This window comes from Sphingomonas sp. Leaf357, assembly GCF_001423845.1.
In the GTDB taxonomy this organism is placed as follows: domain Bacteria; phylum Pseudomonadota; class Alphaproteobacteria; order Sphingomonadales; family Sphingomonadaceae; genus Sphingomonas.
The window spans coordinates 169,965-192,573 of the sequence record NZ_LMPM01000003.1; the positions used below are offsets into that span (position 1 = coordinate 169,965).

General features: G+C 65.9%; 17 protein-coding genes and 1 tRNA gene. 5 read left to right on the top strand and 13 right to left on the bottom strand.

All coding sequences use genetic code 11. The features are described from left to right. Window position 1: 1 nt before the first annotated feature. The 5 genes from gspG to ASG11_RS17475 all read right to left on the bottom strand — a co-directional run bounded on the left by gspG (window position 2) and on the right by ASG11_RS17475 (window position 6,567). Window positions 2-517, bottom strand: coding sequence for a type II secretion system major pseudopilin GspG (gspG, locus tag ASG11_RS17455; RefSeq protein WP_082472948.1), 516 nt, complete (start codon window positions 515-517; stop codon window positions 2-4). A gap of 8 nt (window positions 518-525) precedes the next feature. After that, window positions 526-1,752 (bottom strand): type II secretion system inner membrane protein GspF, encoded by a 1,227-nt coding sequence (gene gspF, locus ASG11_RS17460; RefSeq protein ID WP_055783298.1) that lies wholly within the window; start codon window positions 1,750-1,752, stop codon window positions 526-528. A 116-nt stretch (window positions 1,753-1,868) separates the two neighbouring features. Further along, the gene (locus ASG11_RS17465) at window positions 1,869-3,395 is read right to left on the bottom strand and encodes a GspE/PulE family protein (RefSeq protein WP_055783301.1); all 1,527 of its coding nucleotides are present in this window, start codon (window positions 3,393-3,395) and stop codon (window positions 1,869-1,871) included. A gap of 140 nt (window positions 3,396-3,535) precedes the next feature. Further along, window positions 3,536-5,734, bottom strand: a complete 2,199-nt coding sequence (gspD, locus tag ASG11_RS17470; protein ID WP_055783305.1) for a type II secretion system secretin GspD — start codon at window positions 5,732-5,734, stop codon at window positions 3,536-3,538. Further along, window positions 5,731-6,567: a type II secretion system protein N gene (locus ASG11_RS17475; RefSeq protein ID WP_055783308.1), complete on the bottom strand. Its 837-nt coding sequence runs from the start codon at window positions 6,565-6,567 to the stop codon at window positions 5,731-5,733. The genes gspD and ASG11_RS17475 overlap by 4 nt, the downstream gene beginning before the upstream one ends. A 136-nt stretch (window positions 6,568-6,703) precedes the next feature. Between ASG11_RS17475 and ASG11_RS17480 the strand changes: the two genes are divergently transcribed. After that, window positions 6,704-7,354: a prolyl hydroxylase family protein gene (locus ASG11_RS17480; RefSeq protein ID WP_055783312.1), complete on the top strand. Its 651-nt coding sequence runs from the start codon at window positions 6,704-6,706 to the stop codon at window positions 7,352-7,354. A gap of 178 nt (window positions 7,355-7,532) precedes the next feature. Here ASG11_RS17480 and ASG11_RS17485 read toward each other — a convergent pair whose 3' ends face one another. The 5 genes from ASG11_RS17485 to lon form a co-directional block, all read right to left on the bottom strand. Further along, window positions 7,533-10,448: a TonB-dependent receptor domain-containing protein gene (locus ASG11_RS17485; protein WP_236697582.1), complete on the bottom strand. Its 2,916-nt coding sequence runs from the start codon at window positions 10,446-10,448 to the stop codon at window positions 7,533-7,535. Window positions 10,449-10,525: 77 nt separating this feature from the next. After that, complete coding sequence (locus ASG11_RS17490; RefSeq protein ID WP_055783315.1) at window positions 10,526-12,142, bottom strand: hypothetical protein; 1,617 nt, start codon at window positions 12,140-12,142, stop codon at window positions 10,526-10,528. A 419-nt stretch (window positions 12,143-12,561) separates the two neighbouring features. Then, window positions 12,562-12,636 (bottom strand) — tRNA-Val (locus ASG11_RS17495). A 139-nt stretch (window positions 12,637-12,775) separates the two neighbouring features. Further along, window positions 12,776-13,048 (bottom strand): HU family DNA-binding protein, encoded by a 273-nt coding sequence (locus ASG11_RS17500; protein ID WP_055783318.1) that lies wholly within the window; start codon window positions 13,046-13,048, stop codon window positions 12,776-12,778. A 161-nt stretch (window positions 13,049-13,209) separates the two neighbouring features. Next, on the bottom strand, window positions 13,210-15,636 hold the full coding sequence (gene lon, locus ASG11_RS17505) for an endopeptidase La (RefSeq protein WP_055783321.1): 2,427 nt from the start codon (window positions 15,634-15,636) through the stop codon (window positions 13,210-13,212). Between the two features lie 213 nt (window positions 15,637-15,849). Between lon and ASG11_RS17510 the strand changes: the two genes are divergently transcribed. The 4 genes from ASG11_RS17510 to ASG11_RS17525 all read left to right on the top strand — a co-directional run bounded on the left by ASG11_RS17510 (window position 15,850) and on the right by ASG11_RS17525 (window position 18,862). Continuing rightward, complete coding sequence (locus ASG11_RS17510) at window positions 15,850-17,547, top strand: M1 family metallopeptidase (protein ID WP_055783324.1); 1,698 nt, start codon at window positions 15,850-15,852, stop codon at window positions 17,545-17,547. Then, window positions 17,547-18,143, top strand: coding sequence for a methyltransferase family protein (locus tag ASG11_RS17515; RefSeq protein WP_055783327.1), 597 nt, complete (start codon window positions 17,547-17,549; stop codon window positions 18,141-18,143). The genes ASG11_RS17510 and ASG11_RS17515 overlap by 1 nt, the downstream gene beginning before the upstream one ends. Next, complete coding sequence (locus tag ASG11_RS17520) at window positions 18,144-18,491, top strand: hypothetical protein (RefSeq protein WP_055783330.1); 348 nt, start codon at window positions 18,144-18,146, stop codon at window positions 18,489-18,491. A gap of 161 nt (window positions 18,492-18,652) precedes the next feature. Further along, window positions 18,653-18,862: a hypothetical protein gene (locus ASG11_RS17525; RefSeq protein ID WP_055783334.1), complete on the top strand. Its 210-nt coding sequence runs from the start codon at window positions 18,653-18,655 to the stop codon at window positions 18,860-18,862. Between the two features lie 117 nt (window positions 18,863-18,979). Here ASG11_RS17525 and ASG11_RS17530 read toward each other — a convergent pair whose 3' ends face one another. From ASG11_RS17530 to ASG11_RS17540, 3 genes are all read right to left on the bottom strand, one after another. Further along, complete coding sequence (locus ASG11_RS17530) at window positions 18,980-20,122, bottom strand: calcium:proton antiporter (protein ID WP_055783337.1); 1,143 nt, start codon at window positions 20,120-20,122, stop codon at window positions 18,980-18,982. Window positions 20,123-20,522: 400 nt separating this feature from the next. Beyond that, window positions 20,523-21,785 carry an ATP-dependent Clp protease ATP-binding subunit ClpX gene (gene clpX, locus ASG11_RS17535; protein WP_055783340.1) on the bottom strand — a complete coding sequence of 421 codons (1,263 nt, stop codon included), beginning with the start codon at window positions 21,783-21,785 and terminating at the stop codon, window positions 20,523-20,525. Window positions 21,786-21,874: 89 nt separating this feature from the next. Further along, on the bottom strand, window positions 21,875-22,567 hold the full coding sequence (locus ASG11_RS17540; protein ID WP_055783343.1) for an ATP-dependent Clp protease proteolytic subunit: 693 nt from the start codon (window positions 22,565-22,567) through the stop codon (window positions 21,875-21,877). Window positions 22,568-22,609: the final 42 nt, after the last annotated feature.

Below are 22,609 nucleotides of genomic sequence, written 5' to 3' on the forward strand. Positions count from 1 at the left end.
GTCATTGCCAGCTGGTGACGTCGGCGTCGCCGCCCTCGCCGCCCTCCTTGCCGTCGGCGCCATAGGTCCAGATGTCCATTGCGCCGTGCGTGCCGGGCGAGGCGTAGAGATACGGCCGATTCCACGGATCGACCGGCAGTTTCTTGATATAGCCGCCGCGCTGGTACTTGCTCGCGTCGGAGCCGGCCGGCGCGGTGACGAGCGCTTCGAGGCCCTGAGACGTCGTCGGATAGGTATCGTTCTGCAGCTTGTACATGTCGAGCGCGCCCTCGATCGTGGCGATGTCCGATTTCGCACGCACCGTCTTGGCCTTCTCGCCCTGCGGAATGACGTTGATCGCGACGATCGTCGCGAGCAGGCCGAGGATCACGATCACGACCATCAGTTCCACGAGCGTGAAGCCGTGTTCGGCGGAACGCCGCAGGGGCGTGAAGCCGTGTTCGGCGGAACGCCGCAGGGGCGTGAAGCCGGACTCTTCGCGGCGCTCAAGGATCGGTTTCGGGGCGGGGGTAATCATGACAAACCTCATTGGCCGGCAAGGGTGTTGAGCTGCAAGATCGGCAGCAGGATCGACAGCACGATCGTCGCGACGATGCCGCCCATCACGACGATGATCGCCGGTTCGAGCAGCGACAAAGCGGTCGCGGTGAAGCGATCGAATTCGCGTTCGAGATATTCGGCCGCGCGTTCGAGCATCTCGTCCAGCCGTCCCGCCGCCTCGCCGCTCGCCGTCAGGTACGTGAGCAAAGGCGGAAAGACGCCGCTGCGGCGCATCGCCGCCGACAGCGAGCCGCCGCCGCGGATCGCGTCGACGATCTCGTCCGAGGCCGCGCGCAGGCGGCGATTGTGGATCGTGCCGGCGGTGAGCGTCAGCCCTTCGAGCAGCGGCAGCCGGCTGGCGACCATCGTCGCGAGCGTGCGGGCCATGCGCGCGGCGTGAAGATCGCGGATCAATCGGCCGATCATCGGCACGCGCAGGATCCACGCGTCGAACGACAGGCGGATCGACGGCTGTTTCAGCGCCTGCCAGGCGCCGAAGGTGGCGAAGGTTACGCCCAACAGCAGTATCCACCAGTAATTGACAAGGAAACTTGACAGGCCGATTACGATGCGCGTGAGCAGTGGCAATTGCTGCCCGACCGTATCGAACTGCTCGACCACCTGCGGCACGACGAACACCATCAGCGAGGTTACGACACCGATCGCGACGACCGACAGGATCGCGGGATAGGCCAAGGTCGTGACGATCTTGCCGTTGATCTCCGCCTGCCGTTCCAGCAGCAGCGACAGGCGATCGAGGATCACCGGCAGCGAACCCGAGCGCTCGCCGGCCGAGACCATCGCGCGATACAGCGGCGGGAAGCTTTTCGGTTCGCGGCCCATCGCCTCGGCGAGGCGGCGGCCCTCCATCACCCCGGCATGCACGGTGGCGACGATGTCGCGCACGCTCTCCTGCTCGGTCTGGCGGGTGATGGTGCGGAGCGATTCCTCGAGTGGCGACACCTGGTTGAGCGTCGCGAGCTGGCGGGTGAACAGCGTCAGCTGCTTCACGCTCATCCTGCGCCGCGTCAGCGTGAAGCCGGTGACGAGCGGCTTGGCGCGCGGCGGGGCGCCGGAGCTGGGCTCGATCCGCACGACATACATGTTGCGCCGATCCAGCGCGATCCGCGCGGCGTCGATCGTATCGGCGGCGATATGCCCGCGCTGCTCGCGCCCGGCGGTATCGATGACGAGATAGTCGAAGTCAGCCATTACCGCCTGCTCCCCTCCCTGGAAGGGAGGGGTCGGGGGTGGGTCGGTATGGGGAGAGGACCGGGCCAGCCTCAGGCCGACCCACCCCCAGCCCCTCCCTTCCAGGGAGGGGAGCCTTAAGCACCAGCCTCGCCCACGACCAAAGGTGCCGTGATCGGCGGTGCCTCGATATCCGCCATGTCCCGCCGCGAGACCCGCACCGCCTCCTCCGGCGTGGTCAGCCCGTCGCGCACCAACTGCCGCGCCGCCGATCCGAGGTTCGGCGCGTGCAGGAAGGCGTGCCGCGCGATGATCGCCTCGTCGCCGCCATCGTTGATCAGGCGGCGGATCGTGTCGTCGATGCGGATCGCCTCGAACACGCCGATGCGGCCCTTGAAGCCGGTCTGCGCGCATTGCTCGCATCCAACGGCTTCGTACACCACCGTGCCGGGATCGAAGCCGAGCAACGCGGAGACCGAGCCGGTCGCCTGGACCGGGCGGCGGCAATGGCCGCACAATTTGCGCACCAGCCGCTGCGCGATCACCGCGCGCAGCGTGGAGGCGAGCAGGAACGGTTCGATCTTCATGTCGCGCATGCGCGTGATCGCGCCGACCGCGTCGTTGGTGTGCACCGTGGAGAGGACGAGATGGCCGGTGAGCGAGGCCTGCACCGCGATCTCGGCGGTCTCCCGGTCGCGGATCTCGCCGACCATCACCACGTCCGGATCCTGACGCAGGATCGCGCGCAGTCCGGCGGCGAAGGTCAAACCGACCTTCGCATTGACCTGGGTCTGGCCGACACCGTCCATCGCATATTCGACCGGATCCTCGACCGTCAGGATATTGCTGCTGCCGTCGTTGAGCAGGCGCAGCGCGGCATAGAGCGTCGTCGTCTTGCCCGAACCGGTCGGGCCGGTGACCAGCACGATGCCGTTGGGTTCGCTGAGCGCGCCCTTCAACATCGTGTTGATCGCCGGCGACATGCCGAGCACGTCCATATCGATGCCGGCATTGTCCTTGTCGAGGATGCGCAGCACGACCCGCTCGCCCGCCCGGCTGGGCAGGGTCGAGACACGGACGTCGAGCAGCTTCCCGCCGAGCGTCAGGCCGATGCGCCCGTCCTGCGGCACGCGGCGCTCGGCGATGTCGAGCCGGGCCATGACCTTGATGCGGCTGACCACGACCGGCGCGACGTGCGGCGGCATGCGCAGCGTCTCGCGCAGCACGCCGTCGATGCGCATGCGCACGACCAGCCCGGTTTCGTAGGGCTCGACGTGGATGTCCGACACGCCATTGCGCGCGGCGTCGGCGATGATGCCGTTGATCAGGCGGATCGCCGGCGCGTCGTCGGCGGTGTCGAGCAGATCGTCGGCGGTGGGCATGTCGCCGGCAAGCAGATCGAGTTCGTCGCCGAGACCGAGCGTGCCGGCGGCGACGGCGGCGGCCTGACCGTCCATCGCGTACCGATCGGAGAGCAGACGATCGAACGCATCGGCCGCGACGAACTCGACGTCGAAAGGGCGCGCCAGATGGCGGCGCAGCTCGAGCAGCACCTTCGGATCGGAGCCTTCGCGCATCGCGATCGCGGTGTGCGTGCCGTCGCCGGGTTGCAGCACGACGCCGAAGCGGCGGGCGAAGGCATAGGGGATGGCGAGCATTTCCATGACGTCCCCCCTCGCGCTTGCGGGAGGGGTCGGGGGAGGGGTCGTTTCGAGGGAAGCGCTTTCCAACGACAGGCCCTCCCCCAACCTCTCCCGCAAGCGGGAGGGGGACTTGTCGCTCTCCTGGCCTGCGCGGATCTGCATCACTCGCCTTTCCGCCGGATGATGCGGGTGGACTGGCGCTGGATCGGCACCGCGACGCGCGGATCCTCGATGCTGCCGTCCCGGCCGGCCGGCGGCAGCGGCGCGGCGGCGCCGAGATAGTCGCGGACCAGCTGGTCGATGCTCGGCTCGGCATCCGGGTTCTGTCCGGCCTGTTGCAGGCGCAGATAGCCGTAGCGCTGCTCGGTCACGCGGCGCTGGTCCTCCGGCGTGCGCAGGATCGTCGGGCGGATGAAGATCATCAGATTGGTCTTGGTCCGCTGCTTCGCCTTGGAGCGGAACAATTGCCCGATCGCCGGGATGTCGCCGAGCAGCGGGATCTTCTCGATCGTGCGGCGCTCGTCGTCGCTCAGCAGCCCGCCGATCACCGCGATCTGCCCGTCGTCCACGGTCAGCGTCGTCTCCACCTCGCGCTTGTTGAGGATCAGGTCGCTATTGTCGCCGCTGACCGGGCCCGCGATGCTGCTGACCTGCTGGTGCAGGAACAATTTGATTGCGCCGGACGAATTGACCTGCGGCTTCACCTCCAGCTGGATGCCGACATTCTCGCGCTGCACGGTGCGGAAGGCGTTGTCGAAATTGGTGCTGAGCGCCTGCCCCGTGGTGATCGGGATCTCCTGCCCGACGAGGATACGCGCCTCCTGATTGTCGAGCGTCGTCAGGCTCGGGGCCTGCAGCAGGTTCGAGGTCGTATCGCTCTTCAGCGCATTGATGATCGCGCCGAACACCGTGCTGCCGATCTGCGTGCCGAAGCCGCCGATCCCGCCGGTGGTCCCCAGCAGCGAATTGATCGCCGCCGTGGTCAGCGAATCGCTGACGGTGCTGTTGGTGCTGGTGGTGACGGTGCTGCCGTTGATCGTCGTGGTCGTGGTGTTGAGCTGCTGCGCGCCGATCGCGCCGGCGATGGTCAGCAGGTTCGGCGCGGAATTCGAATAGCTGGTCGATGCCAGCACCCCGCCGTCCAGGCTGGCGGCGAGGAATTGCACGCCGAGCTTGCTGGCGGTGGCATCGGACACTTCCGCCACGATCGCCTCGACCAACACCTGTTCGCGCCGCGTATCGAGCTGGCGGATCACTTCCGACAATTGCCGTTGCACCTCGGCCGGCGCGGCGATGACGATCGCGTTCGCGCCGGCGAAGCGCGTGACGACGGACGCAGTGCGCCCGCCTTCCGCGACGATCGCGGCCTGCCCGGGCGTGCCGCCGCTCGACACCTGCGCGGCCGGCTGTTGCACCTGCGGCTGGCTGAAACTGTTCTGATTGTTGGAACTATTGGCGTTGGTGCCGCCGAAATTGGAGCGCGACAGCGTGTTGCCGCTGGTCGTCGGCTGGGTCGGCGTCTGGCCGACGAGCTGTTGCAGCACCGGCAGCAATTGCTCTGCATCGGCATTCTCGAGGAACTGCACCTTGATCTCGGTGCCGTTCTTGGCACGCGCGTCGAGATCCTGCGCCACCGCGGCGAGGCGGGCGACCGCGGCGGCATCGCCGCGCAGCGCGATCGAATTGGAACTGGTGATCGCGACGACGCTGACCCCGCCGGTGGTCGCCGTGCCCTGCCCGCCCTGCTGGCCGGCGGTGAGCGCCGTCAGCGCGGTGGCGATCTCGCGCGCGCCGGCATTCTTGAGCGCGATCACGCGCGTGGCGGCGGTATCGGTGTCGATCCGGCGCAGCACTTCGCGCACGCGGCGGACATTGTCGGCGAAATCGACCACGACCAGGCTGTTGCCGCCGCGATTGGCACTGACCGAGCCCTGCGCGCTGACCAGCGACCGCACCGTCTCCACCGCCGATTGCGCATCGACCGAGCGCAGCCGCACGATCTCGGTGACCAGACTGTTGCGGTTCGCGCCGCTCGATCCGACCCGGCTCGGCTGGCTGGCGGCATTGTCGATCGGCTGGACGCGGAACGCGCCCCCCGCCGCAGGCACCGCGACCAGGCCGTTGGCGCGCAGCGTGGAAAGGAAGATCTCGAAATATTCGGACCGGCTAAGCGGATGATCGGTCACCACCGTGACCTTGCCGGCCACGCGGCTGTCGATGATGAAGGTGCGCCCGGTGACCTTGGCGGCATCGGCGATGAAGGCCCGGATGTCGGCATCGCGCACGTTCAGCGTGGTTTGCGCCCATGCGGGGGTCGCCAGCGCGAGCGCGAGCGCGGCAACTAGAATCGGTTTTTTCATTGGCCCGCTATCGTGATCGCAAGAGGAAGGGTGTCGGTACCGCGCTCTACCGTCAGCGACAGCGTGCCGCCATTGCCATATTGCGCGGCGAGCCGTTCGATATCGCCTTGCCCGGTCACCGGGCGTCCGCCGATCGCGGTGACGATGTCGCCAACACGCAGACCGGCCTGGCGGAATGCCGCGCCCGACCCCTGCGAGCGCACGACGAGGCCGCTGACCCGCCCGGCATCGACGCGCGGGATGAAGCCGATATCGCTCTGGATCTGGGCGAGCTTGATGCCGTTGCCGCCGGGTGGCGGCGGGCCGGCGAGCGACATGGCCGGCGGGCCGCCGGCGGGCGGCGCGACGGGCGTGACCGCCCCAGACTGGTCGAGGAACAGATCCTCGTCCGTGCCGCCGCGCGAGACGGTGACGTGATCGAACGCGACCGATTTCAGCTTCACGCCCGGGCTGATCTCCTCGCCGACCGCGACGCTCGTCTGCACCCCGTCCGGCCCGGCGACGATCGCCGATCCGCCGCCGGTCGCGTCGTCGATCCGCGTGCCATACAGGGTGAGCTGCAGCGAGGTGACGACCGACGGCTTGGGGTCGCCCGCGCTGAGGCGGAAGAACGGATCGAACCCGCGCAGGATGTCGCTCGGCGATCCCGCGACGCCGGGCTGGTTCGGGCGCCAATGGCCGAGCGGCGTCACCGGCGTGACAATCGTCCACACCAGCCGCGCGCATTGCACCGCCAGCACGGCGAGCAACACCAGCTCGAGCGCCGAATAGAGGTTGGTGCGCGGCAGCCGCCGGAGCAGGCGTCGCGCGCGGGCGTCGAGTTCGAGGCGCATTGGAATTCCCCGGAAGTTCCGCTCTGCTAGGTGGCCTGTGTTACAGTCGGATGTCATGGTTGTGAACTGGTTGTGACCGGATCGATGCGATTGATCGGGCTGGCGAATCCGCCGCGTCTTTGGCATTCGCATCGGCATGGCTTTGTTCGGCTGCGGCCACCCGTCCGACCTGATGATCGCGCATCTGCGTGCGCAGCCGGGCGTGCAGCGCGTGCCCAGCCCGAAACTGACCCTGTTCCTGCGCAAGAGGTTTCTGGAGCCGGAGCTGTGCGCGGGCATCGTGGCGCTGATCGAGGCGCAGCGCCGGCCCTCGACGATCTCCGATCCCAATGGCGACGCGGCGTTCCGCACCAGCGAGACGTGCGACCTGAATCCGGCGGATCCCACCGTGATCGAGGTCGAGCGGCGCATCATGGCCTTTACCGGTCTCGATGCCGCGCATGGCGAACCGATGCAGGGCCAGCGTTATGCCGTAGGGCAGGAATTCAAGGGGCATACCGACTATTTCGAACCGCAGGGCGCGGACTTCGCGAAATATTGCAGCGTCGCCGGCCAGCGGACCTGGACGGTAATGATCTATCTCAACGATCCGGCGGCCGGCGGCGCGACTCGGTTCAAGACGATCGACAAGATCGTGCCGCCGGAAATGGGCAAGCTGCTGGCGTGGAACAACCTGCGCGCCGACGGGACACCCAATCCGGCGACGATCCATCAGGGTATGAAGGTGCGCGCCGGGGTGAAGTACGTGATTACCAAATGGTTTCGCGAACGGCCCTGGGGGTTCTGAGACCGCGCCGCACCGCCATAGTCCATATCCCGCCGTCATGCTGAACGTGTTTCAGCATTCAGGCGCGGTCGGAAACCTCATGGACCGAGCCTTTTTTGGCCGCTGACCGCGCCTGGATCCTGAAATGAGTTCAGGATGACGGAGGCGTGGGAGAAGACGTCAGCCCCTCCCCCGCCACTCAGAACGTCGTGCTCAGCCCGACCGAAAAGATCCGGCCCTGCTTGTAGCGGTTGGTGAACACCTGGTTGCCATTCTCGAACGTCTGGCCCTCCACGTAGCGCGTGCCGGTCAGGTTGCGCGCCTCCAGCTTCAACTCCCACTGCCCGCCGACGACCTTGATCCCCTGCCGCGCGACGAGATCGACCCGGATGCCGGGGCGTTCGATCACATCCGGCTGGAACCCGACGCCGCTGAGGTTCGACGGCCCGCGATTGGTCACCCGCTCGCTGGCATAGTTGAACAGCAGGGTGACCTGCGACAGCGCCGCCTTGTCCTCGATGCCGAGTTGCAGATTGACGAGATGATCCGACTGGCCGGTGAGCGGCGCGCCGTCGCGGAATTGCAGGCCGGCCGGGCCGAAGCCGGGCTGGCAACCGCCCAGCGTCTGGCCGAGCACGTTGGGCGCGCATTGCGCATCGGCGGTGATCGACGATTTCGAATAGGTGTAGTTGGCGATCACCAGCGCCCGGCGCGTCGAGAAGAAATCGCTGTCGAGGAAATCGAGCGGGAAGTATTTCTGCACCTCGATCTCGCCGCCGTACAGCTTGGCCTTGGGCAGGTTGGTGAAGCCGGTCTGCAGGCGATCGTCAGCGCCGGTGTAGAAGCCGACCTGTTCGACCGGATTCTTGATGTTCTTATAGAAACCGCCGAGCGTGAAGCGCTGATCGCGCGCGAAGAACCATTCGTAGCGCGCCTCGAAATTGTACAGTTCCGAATCGACGAGGCGCGGGTTGCCGAAGAACAGCCGGTCCGATTCCGGGTCGCGGAACTGCTGCGGGGCGAGTTCGCGGAATTGTGGGCGGGAGATCGTCTTCGACCCGCTCGCGCGCAACTGCATGTCGCGCGCGAAATTCCACGTCGCGGTCAGCGCGGGCAGGAAATAATCGTTGTTCAGTCGCGTCGTCGCCGTGCCGATCGGCGTCACGCGCTCGTCCGCCGTCTCGTAGCGTACGCCGATCGTGGCGCGCACGCCGTCGAGCAGTTCCGCCTCGGCCTGGCCGTAACCGGCATGGATGCGTAGCTTGGCATCATAGGCATAGGCCCCGAGCGGCGTGCTGAACTGCAACTGGATCTGGTTGATCGCGATCGAATCGAGCGACAGCAGGTAATCCGGGCGCAGCAGATTGTACGGGAAGCCCGGCGCGGTGCCGCCGCCGTTCGCGGTCTGGTAGTTGAATTGCAAGCGAGTCGATGTGCGGCTGGTATCGGAGAAATAATAGCCGCTCGACAGCGTGATCGGCCGCCCGACATCCAGCTTGTAGGTCATATCGCCCTGCGCACTGTAGAGATTCTCGTTCAGGCGACTGAAGATGATTGAGGCGAAGGGCGAGAAACGCTGCGTCACCTGATACGCGCCGTTGCACTGGAATCCGCCGACCGTCTCATTGGGCAGCGTCACGGTGATCGGCAGGCCGTTGGTCGTCGCGGGCGCGCAGAGATAGTCGAACTGACGCTCGTACGGCGCGTTGCGCTTCGAATTGGCATAGGCGCCGCGCACGTCGAGCTTCAACGCGTCGGTCAGCTTCAATTCGCCGACCAATTGCCCCTCCATCAACTGGCGTTCGAACCAGTTGGTATTCTGCTGGAAACGCAAGCCACTGGCATTGTTGTAGAGGATCGCCGCCGAGCCACGCCCCTGCTTCAGCGTGTCGTGGATATAGACGCCGGTCGCGCGGATCGTGTTCGGCCCGAATTCATAGCCCATGCCGAGCAGCGCGTTGGCGACGATGCGGTTGTCGGTCAGCAGCGTGCGATAATCGTTGCGCAGCGTGCCGTCGGCCGAGACGCTGTCCTGCTGCATCGTCTCGCGCGTGCGGAACGTGTTGCTGGCGCTGACCGACGCGATGAGGCCGAGCCGGTCGCCACCCAGATCGAATACCGCGCCGCCGCTCAATTCGCCCGACCAGTTGGCCGGCAGGTTCGTGTTGCGCTGGAGCAACGTCGTCTGGGCATTGTTGAGCTGAGCGACCTGATCGCTGGTGATGATGCCGGTGCCGGAGGCGGCGTTGCTGATGAAATCGGGCACCTTGCGCACGCCGCTGTCATAGCCGGTCCAGTCGCTCTTGCTGCCGCGATAGGTGTAGCCGAGGCCCCCCGTCGTCACCGTATCGGCCGAGATCGAGGCACCGGCGGAGATGAAATTCTTGGCCGGAATCGCCTTGGTCGTCAGGTTGATGACGCCGCCGCCGAATTCGCCGGGATAGTTCACCGAATAGGTCTTCTGCACCAGCGCCGATCCGACGATGCTGGTCGGGAAGATGTCGAGCGGCACCGAGCGGCGCAGCGGCTCCGGGCTCGGCAAGGGCGAGCCGTTGAGCATCGACGAGGAATAGCGATCGCCGAGACCGCGCACATAGACGAAGCCGTTGCCCACGACGCTGAGCCCGGTGACGCGCGACAGGGCGCCGGCGATGTCGCCCTCGCCCGTGCGCGCGATATCCGCGCCGGACAGGACCGAGATCACCTGCGGCGTGGCGCGGACGACGTTGGGAATGTTGCGGCCGACGACGACGATCTCTTGCGCAGCCTCGGCGTCGTAGCCGGGGCTGGAGACCTCGACCTGCTGCTGCGGATCGCCATTCCGGTCCGCCACGGGTGCTTCGGCCGGCGCGGCTTGGGCAGGTGGCGGCGGGGCCGAGGCCGCCGGCACGTTCTGCGCCAGCGCGGCGGGTGCGATCAGAACGGTCGTGAGCAGGAGCGCCGCGCGCCACCCGTTCGCCCTGAGCCTGTCGAAGGGCTGACTTTCTTCGTGCCGGATGCTCATCGCACGAAGAAAGGGCAGTCCTTCGACAAGCTCGGCACGAACGGGGTTGTGGTTTTTCTGATGGAATGCGCGGCGGCTCTGCATGGCCTGAATCCCTGAATCGATCGTCATGTAGAGTGTTCGGCGAATGCCGGGGCGGCGCTCGGCGGCCACCCCGGCATCTCTGCCCGTCGGTCGGGCGTACCCGCTCAGCGGCCCTGGCAGCTGAAATAGACCGAGTTGAACACCGGCGGCCCGACATCCTGCAGCGCGGCATCGGCGGGACGGACCGTGCTGCGGCCACCGGCGGTCTGTTCGCCGGCGATGATGTTCACGCACGCGACGGTGGCTGGCGTCTTCACCACGCCGTTGACGAAGGTCATGTCCGCGCCGCCGCGCAGGCGGATCGCGGCCGGCGCGAGTGCCGTCTGGACGAAGGTGAAATTGGCATAGCGGCCGAACGTGCGCGGCAGCAGATCCTCGGCATTGTTCGAGTCGATCTCGGTCGAGAACGAGTCGGCGGTCGCGCCGAGCAGACGCTGCGCGGCGATCATGAACTGGATGTAGCCGCGATACCCGTTGTCGATATCGAAGCCGTCGTCATCCGCGCCGGTGATCGCGATATATTTGATGTTGGTCGTGCCGCCGAATATCTCGATCCCGTCGTCGGCCGAATTGTGGCTCTGGACGTGATCGATCGCGGTGCCCGAACCGGTGCCGCCGAGCGTCAGGCCCTGCAACTCGTTGCCGTCGCTGATCGCGATGCCGCTGTAGCGGATCTGCACATATTGAAACGCGCCGCTGCTGTCGGCGGCGGTCGGCCCGCCATAGAAGCGGCCCGTGACGCCCTCGATCGCCAGCTGGCAGGTCGCGCTGGACCCGGCGGCGTTGTTCGGGCCGGTGCCCGTCGCGCAGACCGAAACCGGCGCGCGCCCGAGCAAGATCACGCCGCCCCATTGCCCCTGCGACGCATCGCTGACGCCGTTGGCGGTGAGGTTCTGCTGCGACGTGAAGATGATCGGATTGGCGACGTTGCCGACGGCGTTGATCTTCGCTCCGCGATTGACCAGCAACAGGTCGTTGGTCGCCTCGGTCGAATCGGCGGCGATCACGACGCCCGGCTCGATGTTGAGCACCGCACCCGAATCCGCGCCGGTCGTGCCGACGTCGGTGCCGACCTCGGTTTGGCCGCGCAGGCGGTAGAAAACGCCGGCGATCTTGGGCAGGTTGAGTGTGCCGGTGATGACGCTCGGCAGGCGGCACGCGCGGAAGGTGGCGACGAGGCCGTCGTCGATCGTGCCGGTCGGGCAGACCGCGGTCGAGCCGCCCGTGCCGACCGCCGGCACCGCGGTGCAGCGCGCGCCCGAGCCGCCGAATTCGGCCGAGGTGGAGTTGCAGGTCCAGCCCTGGAAGGCGGTGTCGGTCGGGCCGTTCAGCGCGCCGACGAAATTGGTGCTGGTGAAGAAGCTGTTGAGCGTCGACGGGTCCATCGCCGGAGTCAGCGACGTCGCGACGGTCGGGTACACGCCGTTCAGCATGTTCGTGCCGCTGACATTGTTGTTGCTGCCGGCGGTGACCAAAGCGAGCTGTTCGTCGGCGGTGATCGAGATGCCGTTGACGGCGGTGACGGCGGCGAACTGCGCGGCGGTGATCGCGGTCGGCGACGGCGTGGGCGTCGGGGTCGGCGACGGCGCGGGTGCCGGAACGTTGATGACGACCGAGCCGGCGCCCGGCGAGGCGACGTCGCTGGCGCCGCTGCACCCGTTGAGCGCGAGTGCCGCGCAGCTGGTCATCAGGACGAGGCCGAGGCGCTTGTAGCTGGACATGAAATTCTCCGATCCGGCTTTGCGCCGGGTTGACCTGCGGGCTGGCTGCCCGACAGCGCGACTCGGATCATCCCCCCGCCGGCTGCATGACGCGACTAGGCGTGGCCTGTGACGGCAAGACGCGGATTCGGAGACTCCGGCATGACGGCGCGATGACGGATTTGTGACGGGTGTTACGGATGTGTGACTACTCACCCCTCGCCCCAATCCATATCGCTTCCCCGGCGGAGGCCGGGGTCCAGTCGCGAAGGTGGATGTTACGACGCGCAGCGCCCGATCACGTCTGCTTCCCGACTGGGCCCCGGCCTCCGCCGGGGAAGCGCCAAACACGATTGTCGTAATTTAACGATGTCGAAACGGCGTGGGGCAACCCAAAACGCAAAAGCCCGCCGGTCCTACGACCGGCGGGCTTTGTCGGATGGTGGGCGCGACAGGGATTGAACCTGTGACCCCACCCGTGTGAAGGGTGTGCTCTACCGCTGAGCTACGCGCCCATCCGTTGCTCCGTCCGTCGCCGACATGCCAGCATGTCGGGCCGGGAACGGAACAGGGCGACGTTGCCGCCGCCCTGTTATTGTCGCCTTAATGCGCGCCGGCGGGACTTGTCCAGCCCCGCCATGCACATCGGGTCGATCAGTTCACCGCGTCCTTCAGACCCTTGCCGGCCTTGAACTTGGGCTGGGTCGATGCCTTGATCGTCATCGGCTCGCCGGTGCGCGGGTTGCGCCCGGTGGACGCCTTGCGCTTGCTCACCGAAAAGGTGCCGAAGCCGACCAGGCGCACTTCGTCGCCCTTCTTGAGCGATGCGGAGATCGCATCGAATACGGCCTCGACCGCCTTGCTCGCGTCGCCCTTGCTCAGGCCGGACGTGTCCGCCACCGATCCGATCAATTCCTGCTTGTTCATGCCCACATGCCCCCGGTTACTGGATACAAAATGATTCCCGGCGCGCAGCCGGTGGCGCAGTAAGGCGACTCGCATCGGGGCTGTCAAAGCAAAATCACGCCTGCCGCTACGGAAAACGGCACAATTGCGGCGTGCCGTTGCCGACACGCCGCAAATATGGATCAATGATGCAGTTCGCCGCCGGCCGGGGTGACGCCCGGGGGCGGCAAGGCGGCGAGTTCGTCGGCATCGGTCCAGTCGATCGCGGTCAACGGTTCGGTCAGCGCCAGCTTGAGCACCTCGTCGACGTGTTTGACCGGAACGATCTTCAGTCCGTTCAGGATGTTGGCCGGGATTTCTGCCAGATCCTTCTCGTTGTCGAACGGGATCAGCACCGTCTTGATCCCCCCGCGCAACGCCGCGAGCAGCTTCTCCTTCAGACCGCCGATCGGCAGCACGCGACCACGAAGGGTCACTTCGCCCGTCATCGCGATCTCGCGCCGCACCGCGACTCCGGTCAGCGTGGAGACGATCGCCGTCACCATCCCGATCCCCGCCGACGGACCATCCTTCGGCACCGCACCCTCGGGCAGATGGATGTGGATGTCCTTGCGATTGAACAGACTCGGCTTGATTCCGTAGCTCGGCGCGCGCGCCTTGACGAAGCTCAGCGCCGTGTCGATCGATTCCTTCATCACGTCGCCGAGCTTGCCGGTCACCTTCGCCGCGCCCTTGCCAGGCACGGTGACGCTCTCGATCGTCAGCAGTTCGCCGCCGACCTCGGTCCAGGCCAAGCCGGTGACCGCACCGATCTGGTTCTCCTCCTCGCCCAGTTCGTGGCGGAATTTCTTCACGCCGGCGAATTCGGAGAGGTTGTCCGGCGTTATCGTCACGCTCTTGGTCTTGCCCTCGAGGATCTGACGCAGCGCCTTGCGCGCCAGACGCGCGATCTCGCGCTCCAGCGTGCGCACGCCGGCCTCACGGGTGTAGAACTGGATCAGCGCGCGCAGACCCTCGGTGGTCAGTTCGAACTCGCCCTTCTTCAGACCATGCGCCTCGATCTGCTTTTCGAGCAGATGGCGCTGCGCGATCTCGACCTTCTCGTCCTCGGTATAGCCCTCCAGCCGGATGATCTCCATGCGGTCGAGCAACGCCTGCGGCAGGTTCAGCGAGTTCGCGGTGCACACGAACATCACGTCCGACAGGTCGTAATCCACCTCGAGATAATGGTCCTGGAACTTGGCGTTCTGCTCCGGATCGAGCACTTCGAGCAGCGCGGATGCCGGATCGCCGCGGAAATCCTGGCCGAGCTTGTCGATCTCGTCGAGCAGGAACAGCGGGTTGGACGTGCCGGCCTTTTTCAGGTTCGTCACGATCTTGCCCGGCAGCGAGCCGATATAGGTGCGACGATGGCCACGGATCTCGGCCTCGTCGCGCACGCCGCCCAGTGACTGGCGGATGAACTCGCGCCCGGTTGCCTTGGCGATGCTCTTGCCAAGCGAGGTCTTGCCCACGCCCGGCGGCCCGACGAGGCACAGGATCGGCCCCTTCAGCTTGTTGGTGCGCGCCTGCACCGCAAGGTATTCGACGATCCGGTCCTTGACCTTTTCCAGCGCATAATGATCCTGGTCGAGCACCGCCTGCGCCGCCGCGATATCCTTCTTGACCTTCGACTTCTTGCCCCAGGGCAGCCCGAGCAGCACGTCGAGATAGTTGCGGATCACCGTCGCTTCGGCGCTCATCGGCGCCATCGTCTTCAACTTCTTGAGTTCGCCGGTCGCCTTGCCGCGCGCTTCCTTCGACAGCTTGAGCGCCGCGATCTTCTGGGTCAGCTCGGCGATCTCGTCGCCCTCGCCTTCCTCGCCCTCGTTGCCGAGCTCGCGCTGGATCGCCTTCAACTGTTCGTTGAGATAATATTCGCGCTGCGTCTTCTCCATCTGGCGCTTGACGCGGCTCTTGATCTTCTTCTCGACCTGCAGGACGCCGAGTTCGCCTTCCATGAAACCGAACACCATCTCGAGCCGACGACCGGCATCCATCTCGACCAGCAACGCCTGCTTGTCGGCGACCTTCACCGAAATGTTCGCGGCCACCGCGTCGGCGAGGCGCGAGGCGTCCTCGATCTCGTTCAGCTGCACCGCCGTCTCGGCCGGCAGCTTGCGGTTGAGCTTGGCGTAATTCTCGAACTGGTCGACCACCGAACGCATCAGCGCGGCGATCTCGTTGCTCATTTTCTCGTTGGCGGCATCGAGGTCTTCTGCGCCGTCCTCGCCTTCGAGCAGCTCGACCGAGGCCGTCAGGAACGCGCCGTCCTCGACCAGGGCATCGAGGCGCGCACGCTTCTTGCCCTCGACCAGCACACGAACCGTGCCGTCGGGCAGCTTCAGCAGTTGCAGCACGGTGGCGGTCACGCCGAGATCGTACAGATCGTCGCGCGCGGGATCGTCCTCGGCGGGATCGAGCTGCGCCACGAGGAAGATTTCCTTGTCGGCATTCATCGCCGCTTCCAGCGCGGCGACGGACTTGTCGCGGCCGACGAACAGCGGCACGATCATGTGCGGGAAGACGACGATGTCACGCAACGGCAGCACAGGATAGGATTGGGTCATGCATACTCCGGGTGCGCCCGAACGGGGCGCTTCACCGATCTTATATGGTGATGGTTGCCGATCCATCAATCTCGGGATGATTTTGCAGTGGCGTGGGTTCCAGATATGATACTTTGCTCCAATTCGTCGCTCCCGCGCAGGCGGGAATCCATCGGCTCCGACATCGGCAGTCGATCGAGACGTAAGCCAGTTTGGATCCCCGCCTTTGCGGGCATGACGGCGCTGTTGACAGTGCCCGCAGCCGCATCCGCCGAACCGGGCAAGCCGGCAATCACCGCGCAGACCCAGAAGTCCGGCGGCGCGGTGAACCCGGAACAGATGCGCCAGCAACTCGACACGGTCGATCTCGCGATCGAGGTGATGCCGCAGACCGAGACGATCGACGGCGTCGCCACGCTGAACTTCACCGCCAAGGCACCGCTCACGCGGCTGATCATCGATCTCGACCGCAACCTGCCCGCCACCGCGATCGCGATCGACGGAGTCGCCCTGCCGTTCAGGGCGTGGAGCAATCCCGAAGGCGTGCTGACGATCACCCTCCCCCGGCGGATCGCCGCTGGCGAAAAGGTCAGTGCCCGGATCAGCTATGGCGGCCGACCGCATGTCGCGATCCGCGCGCCCTGGGACGGCGGCTTCGTCTGGTCGAAGACGCCGTCCGGCGCGCCGTGGGTCGCCACCGCCGTGCAGGGCGAAGGCTGCGACCTGTTCTGGCCATGCATGGACACGCCGACCGCCGAGCCGAAATCGATGGATATCCACATCACCGTGCCGAAGGGCCTGAAGGCACCGTCCAACGGCGTGCTGCAGGGCGTGACCACGCTGGCCGACGGCCGTACGACTTGGAACTGGCGGGTGAAGAACCCGACGGTCTACGGCATCGCGCTGAACGTCGCGCCGTATGAAGTGATCGAAGGCAGCTACAAGAGCCGCTTCGGCAACACGATCCCGATGTTCTATTGGTATCTGCCGGGCGAGAAGAAGCAGGCCGAGGGGCTGTTCGCCGAATTCGCCCCTACGCTCGATTTCTTCGAAAGCATGATCGGCCCCTATCCCTGGGGCGACCAGAAGCTCGGCGTGGTCGAGACCCCGCACAAGGGCATGGAGCACCAGACGATCAATGGCTACGGTAACGATTACGCCAAGGCGCCGGAAGGGTTCGACTGGCTGTTCCAGCACGAATTCGCCCACGAATGGTTCGCCAACCAGCTGACCGCCGCCGATTGGGATGATATGTGGCTGCACGAGGGCTATGGCTCGTACATGCAGCCGCTCTACGGCCAGTGGCGCGAAGGCGATGCGCGCTACATCGCGATGCTGTCCAAATCGCGCGAAACGATCCTGAACAAGGCACCGATCATCTCCGGCAAGCCGCGCAGCGAGGAAGACGTCTACAAGACCGAGAATGGCGGCCCCGGCGGCGACATCTACGTCAAGGGATCGTGGATGCTGCACACCCTGCGCGGTCTGATCGGCGACAAGGACTTTTTCGACGTCACCCGCCTCGCCGTCTATGGCCGCACCGATCCCAGACCGGGCAATTTCGCGCCGCGTTTCGCCAGTTCGACCGAATATCAGGGCTTCGTCAAGCAGGTGACGGGCAAGGATTACGGCTGGTTCTTCGACGTGTATCTGCGTCAGGCGGCGCTGCCCGATCTGGTCGAGACCCGCAGCGGGGGCACGCTGTCGCTCGGCTGGAAGACGCCGAAGGATTTGCCCTTCCCGATGCCGATCGAGGTCGAGGTGAACGGCAAGCTGACCCGCTTGGCGATGACCGGCGGCAAGGACACGCTGTCGGTCGCGCCGCAGGCCCATGTCGTGATCGATCCTATGGCCCGTGTGCTGCGCCGCTCGGTCGCGATCGAGGAAGCGCAGGCCTGGCGCGCGGCGCAGGCCGCGAAGGGTGCCAAGTGATGCGGCCCGGCGATCCGGTCGGCTGGCCCGGGCTGATCGCTTTGGGCCTCGGCTTCGTCCTGTTCCTTGCCGCGCTATACGCCGCCCGGCTGCGCGGCGTGCCCAAGCCCGAGGGCGGCGGCGGCAAACGCGCGAACCGGTCCTGGATCGGCATCGTCGTGCAAGGCCTCGGCATCGGATTGTGCTGCTTCGGCCCGCAGAACATCGCGCTGGATCCTGCGTCCCCGCTCGCGCTGGGCGAGGCGGCGATCGTCGCCTTGCTGATGGCCGCGACGGTCGGGCTGTTCTTCGCCGCGTCGCGCACGATGGGCAGGAATTGGAGCCTGGTCGCCCGCACCCGGTCCGATCACAGCCTCGTCACCGACGGGCCGTTCGCTTTCGTGCGCCACCCGATCTACGTCGCCCTGTTCCTGCTCATGCTCGCGCTCGCGATCGCCTTCGGCCATACGCATCGACTGCTGTACGGCGTGCCGATCTTCGCGCTCGGCACCTGGCTGCGCATCGGGCATGAGGAACGCCTGCTGCGCGACATGTTCGGCACGGACTATGACGCCTATGCCGCGCGCGTGAAGCGCTTCGTTCCGGGGATCTTCTGAATGGCCAAGGCCGATCGACTCCAGCAACTCGACCTGCGCCGCGTGGAAAACGAACAGGACTATCGCACGACGCTGATCGCCGCGCTGGAGGATTGCGCGCGTGGCCGCTGGGGGCTGTTCGGCCATACCAAGGATCGCCAGATGGCGGCTAGGGTGGCGCCGGTGCTGCAGGAACTGGACGATCTGGCGATCGGGATCGACCGCATGCGCGATCAGCTCGGCATCGAACCCTTCGCGCTGCATCCCGAATTCCTGGCGGCACGCGGCCCGGCCATCGCCAGCGCGGTCGGCGAACCGAAACAGGCCAAGGCGTGGCTGGAGCGGCTGGCACGCGACGCCGCCGATTAATCCCTCGTCTTCCCGGACTTGATCCGGGATCCCGCTTCTTCTTTTCTTCCTAGTGCGGGGCAAGGCTGCGGGATCCCGGATCAAGTCCGGGATGACGGCGGGTGTTGGTCGACGCAATCGCGACCACCAATCCTTAACCCCTCCCGGAGCACGCTCCGCTCATGCCATACGCCAAGCTTTTCCGCAGCCGCTGGGCCGCCATGATCTGGGCGGCCGGTATCCTGTGGACTGCGGTGGACGTCGCCGGCTTCTCTTCGCCGGATGCACCTGCGACGAACAACGGCACCGCCGCGCCCGATCGGGATGCCACCGGGATAGCCGTCGCCAACAGCGACCTCGCGATCCTCGCCGGGGTGATGAACGGCAACTAGCGCACCGCTACAGCGGCTATCCCGCTTTCCGTTCGTGCTGAGCTTGTCGAAGCACATGCCCCGAACACGCCCTTCGACCGGCTCGGGACGAACGGAGATGGGCCAATCGCTCGATGCCTACGGCACCACCGTCGTGAACAGATATGCGGCGAAGATCACCAGATGCACCGCGCCCTGCAGCACAGTCGTCCGCCCCGTGCCGAGCGACAAGGTGGCGACGAACAGCGACAATGCCAGCAACGTGATGCTCTTCAGGTCGATGCCGAGCGACAGCGGCAGCCCGAGCACCAGACTGACGATCGCCACCGCCGGGATGGTCAGCCCGATCGTCGCCAGCGCCGACCCCAGAGCGAGGTTGAGGCTGGTCTGCAGTCGATCCCGCCGCGCGGCGCGATACGCGGCGAGGCTTTCCGGCGCCAGCACGAGACCGGCGATGACGATACCGACCACCGTGAGCGGCAATCCCGCGTCGAGCACCGCCTTCTCCACCGTCGGCGACAGCCCCTTGGCGAGCAGGACGACGCCGATCAGCGCGATCAGCAACAGGCCGAACGCGGACCAGGCGGCCGGGTCGGTTGGCGGAGGCGCATGCCCGTCCTTCTCCTCGACATCCCCCGAGGGCAGGAAGTAATCGCGATGGCTCACCGTCTGCACCAGCACGAAGGTGACGTAGAGGATCAGCGACACGATCGCGGTGAAGATCAGCTGCGACGAGGAATAGACCGGCCCGGCCACGCTCGACGTATAGTTCGGCAGCACCAGCGACAGGACGGCCATCGCCGCCAGCACGCACAGCGCCGCGCTCATTCCGCGCAGCGTGAACCTCTGTTCGTGATGGCGCAGCCCACCCACCAGCAGGCACAGGCCGATGATCCCGTTGAGGATGATCATGATCGCCGCGAACACCGTATCGCGCGCCAGGCTGGAGGCCGCGCCCGGCGTGCCGGCCGGGCCAGCGCTCGGTTCCGCGAGCATCAACGAGACGATCAGCGACACCTCGATCACCGTCACCGCGACCGCCAGCACCAGCGTGCCGAACGGCTCGCCCACCCGGTGCGCCACGACCTCGGCATGATGCACGGCGGCGATCACCGCGCCGATCAGGATTACCGCCGCGGCGATCGTCCCCAGCGCGCCCAGCTTGGCAAGCCCCGCGAGAACCGCGATCACGCTCAGCACCGGGAACAGCATCGTCCAGATCGGCAGCGCCTGCCGTGTCGTCAGCCCCGGTGCTGATGCTGGATTGGCGATGTCGGTCATGCGTCGGTCCCCGGATCGTTCTGCATACGGAATGTTCGAGCCGGGAAAAAGCTCCCGTTCGCGAAGATTTCGCGTCATCTTGCCGGCCGGGTGGAGGTTGGGATAGCAGGGTGATCAGGCGCTCTTAAATATGTGAGCGCACCCAATGCCAAAAAAGCACCGTCATCCCGGACCTGATCCGGGATCCGACGTGCCGCGAGCGCCCGCACTGCCTTTCACACTCATCGAAAGCCGCTTGTTGGACCCTGGATCAAATCCGGGGTGACGACCCCACTGGTGTGAGCGCATTCTAACTGGGCGCGAGAGGCTGCAAAACAAACCAGCCGACGCCTCGCCACCTCAAAACAAAACGGGCGCCGATCGCTCGACGCCCGCCTCTAACTTCCCGGAAACCAGCCCCTCAGGCCGCGCCGGACTTTTCCTTCTTGGCATAGACGCGGATCGGTTCCTTGCGGCCCTCGATCACGTCGCCGTCGATCATCACCTCGTCGACCGAATCCATCCCCGGCAGATCGAACATCGTATCGAGCAGGATGCCCTCCAGGATCGACCGCAGCCCACGCGCGCCGGTCTTGCGATCGATCGCCTTCTTGGCGACCGTCACCAGCGCGTCGTCGGTGAAGCCGAGCTTCACGTCCTCCATGTCGAACAGCTTCTGATACTGCTTGACCAGGGCGTTCTTCGGCTCGGTCAGGATCGTCACCAGCGCCGGCACGTCGAGATCTTCCAGCGTGGCGATGACCGGCAGGCGGCCGACGAATTCCGGGATCAGCCCGAACTTCAGCAGATCTTCCGGCTCGACCGACTTCAGCGTCTCGCCCGTGCGGCGTTCCTCGGGGGACGCGACATACGCGCCGAACCCGATCGACTTGCCCTGCAGACGATCGCCGATGATCTTTTCGAGGCCGGAGAAAGCACCGCCGCAGATGAACAGGATGTTCGTGGTGTCGACCTGCAGGAATTCCTGCTGCGGATGCTTACGCCCGCCCTGGGGCGGCACGCTGGCGGTGGTGCCTTCCATCAGCTTGAGCAAAGCCTGCTGCACGCCCTCGCCCGAAACGTCGCGCGTGATCGAGGGATTCTCGGCCTTGCGCGAAATCTTGTCGATCTCGTCGATGTACACGATGCCGCGCTGCGCCCGCTCGACATTGTAATCCGACGCCTGCAGCAGCTTCAGGATGATGTTCTCGACATCCTCACCGACATAGCCGGCCTCGGTCAGCGTCGTCGCATCGGCCATCGTGAACGGCACGTCGAGGATGCGCGCCAGCGTCTGGGCCAGCAACGTCTTGCCGCACCCGGTCGGGCCGACCAGCAGGATGTTCGACTTGGCGAGTTCGACGTCCGCGCCCTTCTGGCCGTGATTCAGTCGCTTGTAATGGTTGTGCACCGCGACCGACAGCACGCGCTTGGCGCGCTTCTGGCCGATGACGTAATCGTCCAGCACGTCGCAGATTTCCTGCGGCGTCGGCACGCCCCCGTCCTTCTTGCTGACGAGCGCGGACTTGGTTTCCTCGCGGATGATGTCGTTGCACAGCTCGACGCACTCGTCGCAGATGAACACCGTCGGACCAGCGATCAGCTTGCGCACCTCGTGCTGCGATTTCCCGCAGAACGAGCAATAAAGCGTGCTCTTCGAATCGCCGCCGCTCAACTTCGTCATTCAATCCATCCTTCGCGCTTGGGGGCGCGCTAGCGCGGGCAGCCATCTTAGGCTGCCCGCCTTCGATCGTACAAGTAGCAATAAACGCCTTAAGAAGCCGGCAACACCGGCGTCGAACCGCTGTCGTCGGTCACGGCGGGGCGCTTGTCGAACACCTCGTCGATCAGGCCGAACGCCTTCGCCTCGTTGGCTTCCAGGAACGTGTCGCGATCCATCGCCTTCTCGATCTCTTCCAGCGGCCGGCCGGTATATTGCGCGTAGAGCGAGTTCATCCGGTTCTTGATGCGCTGGATTTCCTGCGCCTGGATCTGGATGTCGCTCGCCATGCCCTGCGCCCCGCCCGACGGCTGGTGGATCATGATGCGCGCGTTGGTCAGCGCGACGCGCATGCCCGGTTCGCCCGCGGCCAGCAGGAAGCTGCCCATCGACGCCGCCTGCCCGATGCACACCGTGCCGACGCGCGGACGGATATACTGCATCGTGTCGTGGATCGCCATGCCGGCGGTCACCACGCCACCCGGCGAGTTGATGTACATGAAGATGTCCTTCTTGGGGTTCTCGGACTCCAGGAAGAGCAGCTGGGCGGTGATCACCGAGGCCATATGGTCCTCGACGCCGCCGGTGATGAAGATGATACGCTCACGCAGCAGGCGCGAATAGATGTCGAAGCTGCGCTCGCCGCGGTTCGACTGTTCGATCACGATCGGCACGAGGCCGCCGGTGATCGGATCGGCGCGGAACCCCGGAGGAGCGAAATTGCCGGTTTCGAACGGATTATGCATGGAAGAGTTCAGTCCTTATGCCCCAAAGGTGCCAGTGTGGCG

Bases quoted from the DNA above. Each gene is read 5' to 3' on its own strand.
- ASG11_RS17480 (WP_055783312.1), top strand. From the start codon at position 6,704: ATGGCTTTGTTCGGCTGCGGCCACCCGTCCGACCTGATGATCGCGCAT.
- gspG (WP_082472948.1), bottom strand. From the start codon at position 517: ATGATTACCCCCGCCCCGAAACCGATCCTTGAGCGCCGCGAAGAGTCC.
- clpX (WP_055783340.1), bottom strand. From the start codon at position 21,785: ATGACGAAGTTGAGCGGCGGCGATTCGAAGAGCACGCTTTATTGCTCG.
- ASG11_RS17520 (WP_055783330.1), top strand. From the start codon at position 18,144: ATGGCCAAGGCCGATCGACTCCAGCAACTCGACCTGCGCCGCGTGGAA.
- gspF (WP_055783298.1), bottom strand. From the start codon at position 1,752: ATGGCTGACTTCGACTATCTCGTCATCGATACCGCCGGGCGCGAGCAG.
- ASG11_RS17465 (WP_055783301.1), bottom strand. From the start codon at position 3,395: ATGGAAATGCTCGCCATCCCCTATGCCTTCGCCCGCCGCTTCGGCGTC.
- ASG11_RS17475 (WP_055783308.1), bottom strand. From the start codon at position 6,567: ATGCGCCTCGAACTCGACGCCCGCGCGCGACGCCTGCTCCGGCGGCTG.
- ASG11_RS17510 (WP_055783324.1), top strand. From the start codon at position 15,850: ATGACGGCGCTGTTGACAGTGCCCGCAGCCGCATCCGCCGAACCGGGC.
- ASG11_RS17540 (WP_055783343.1), bottom strand. From the start codon at position 22,567: ATGCATAATCCGTTCGAAACCGGCAATTTCGCTCCTCCGGGGTTCCGC.
- ASG11_RS17530 (WP_055783337.1), bottom strand. From the start codon at position 20,122: ATGACCGACATCGCCAATCCAGCATCAGCACCGGGGCTGACGACACGG.
- lon (WP_055783321.1), bottom strand. From the start codon at position 15,636: ATGACCCAATCCTATCCTGTGCTGCCGTTGCGTGACATCGTCGTCTTC.
- ASG11_RS17515 (WP_055783327.1), top strand. From the start codon at position 17,547: ATGCGGCCCGGCGATCCGGTCGGCTGGCCCGGGCTGATCGCTTTGGGC.
- ASG11_RS17525 (WP_055783334.1), top strand. From the start codon at position 18,653: ATGCCATACGCCAAGCTTTTCCGCAGCCGCTGGGCCGCCATGATCTGG.
- ASG11_RS17500 (WP_055783318.1), bottom strand. From the start codon at position 13,048: ATGAACAAGCAGGAATTGATCGGATCGGTGGCGGACACGTCCGGCCTG.
- ASG11_RS17490 (WP_055783315.1), bottom strand. From the start codon at position 12,142: ATGTCCAGCTACAAGCGCCTCGGCCTCGTCCTGATGACCAGCTGCGCG.
- ASG11_RS17485 (WP_236697582.1), bottom strand. From the start codon at position 10,448: ATGACGATCGATTCAGGGATTCAGGCCATGCAGAGCCGCCGCGCATTC.
- gspD (WP_055783305.1), bottom strand. From the start codon at position 5,734: ATGAAAAAACCGATTCTAGTTGCCGCGCTCGCGCTCGCGCTGGCGACC.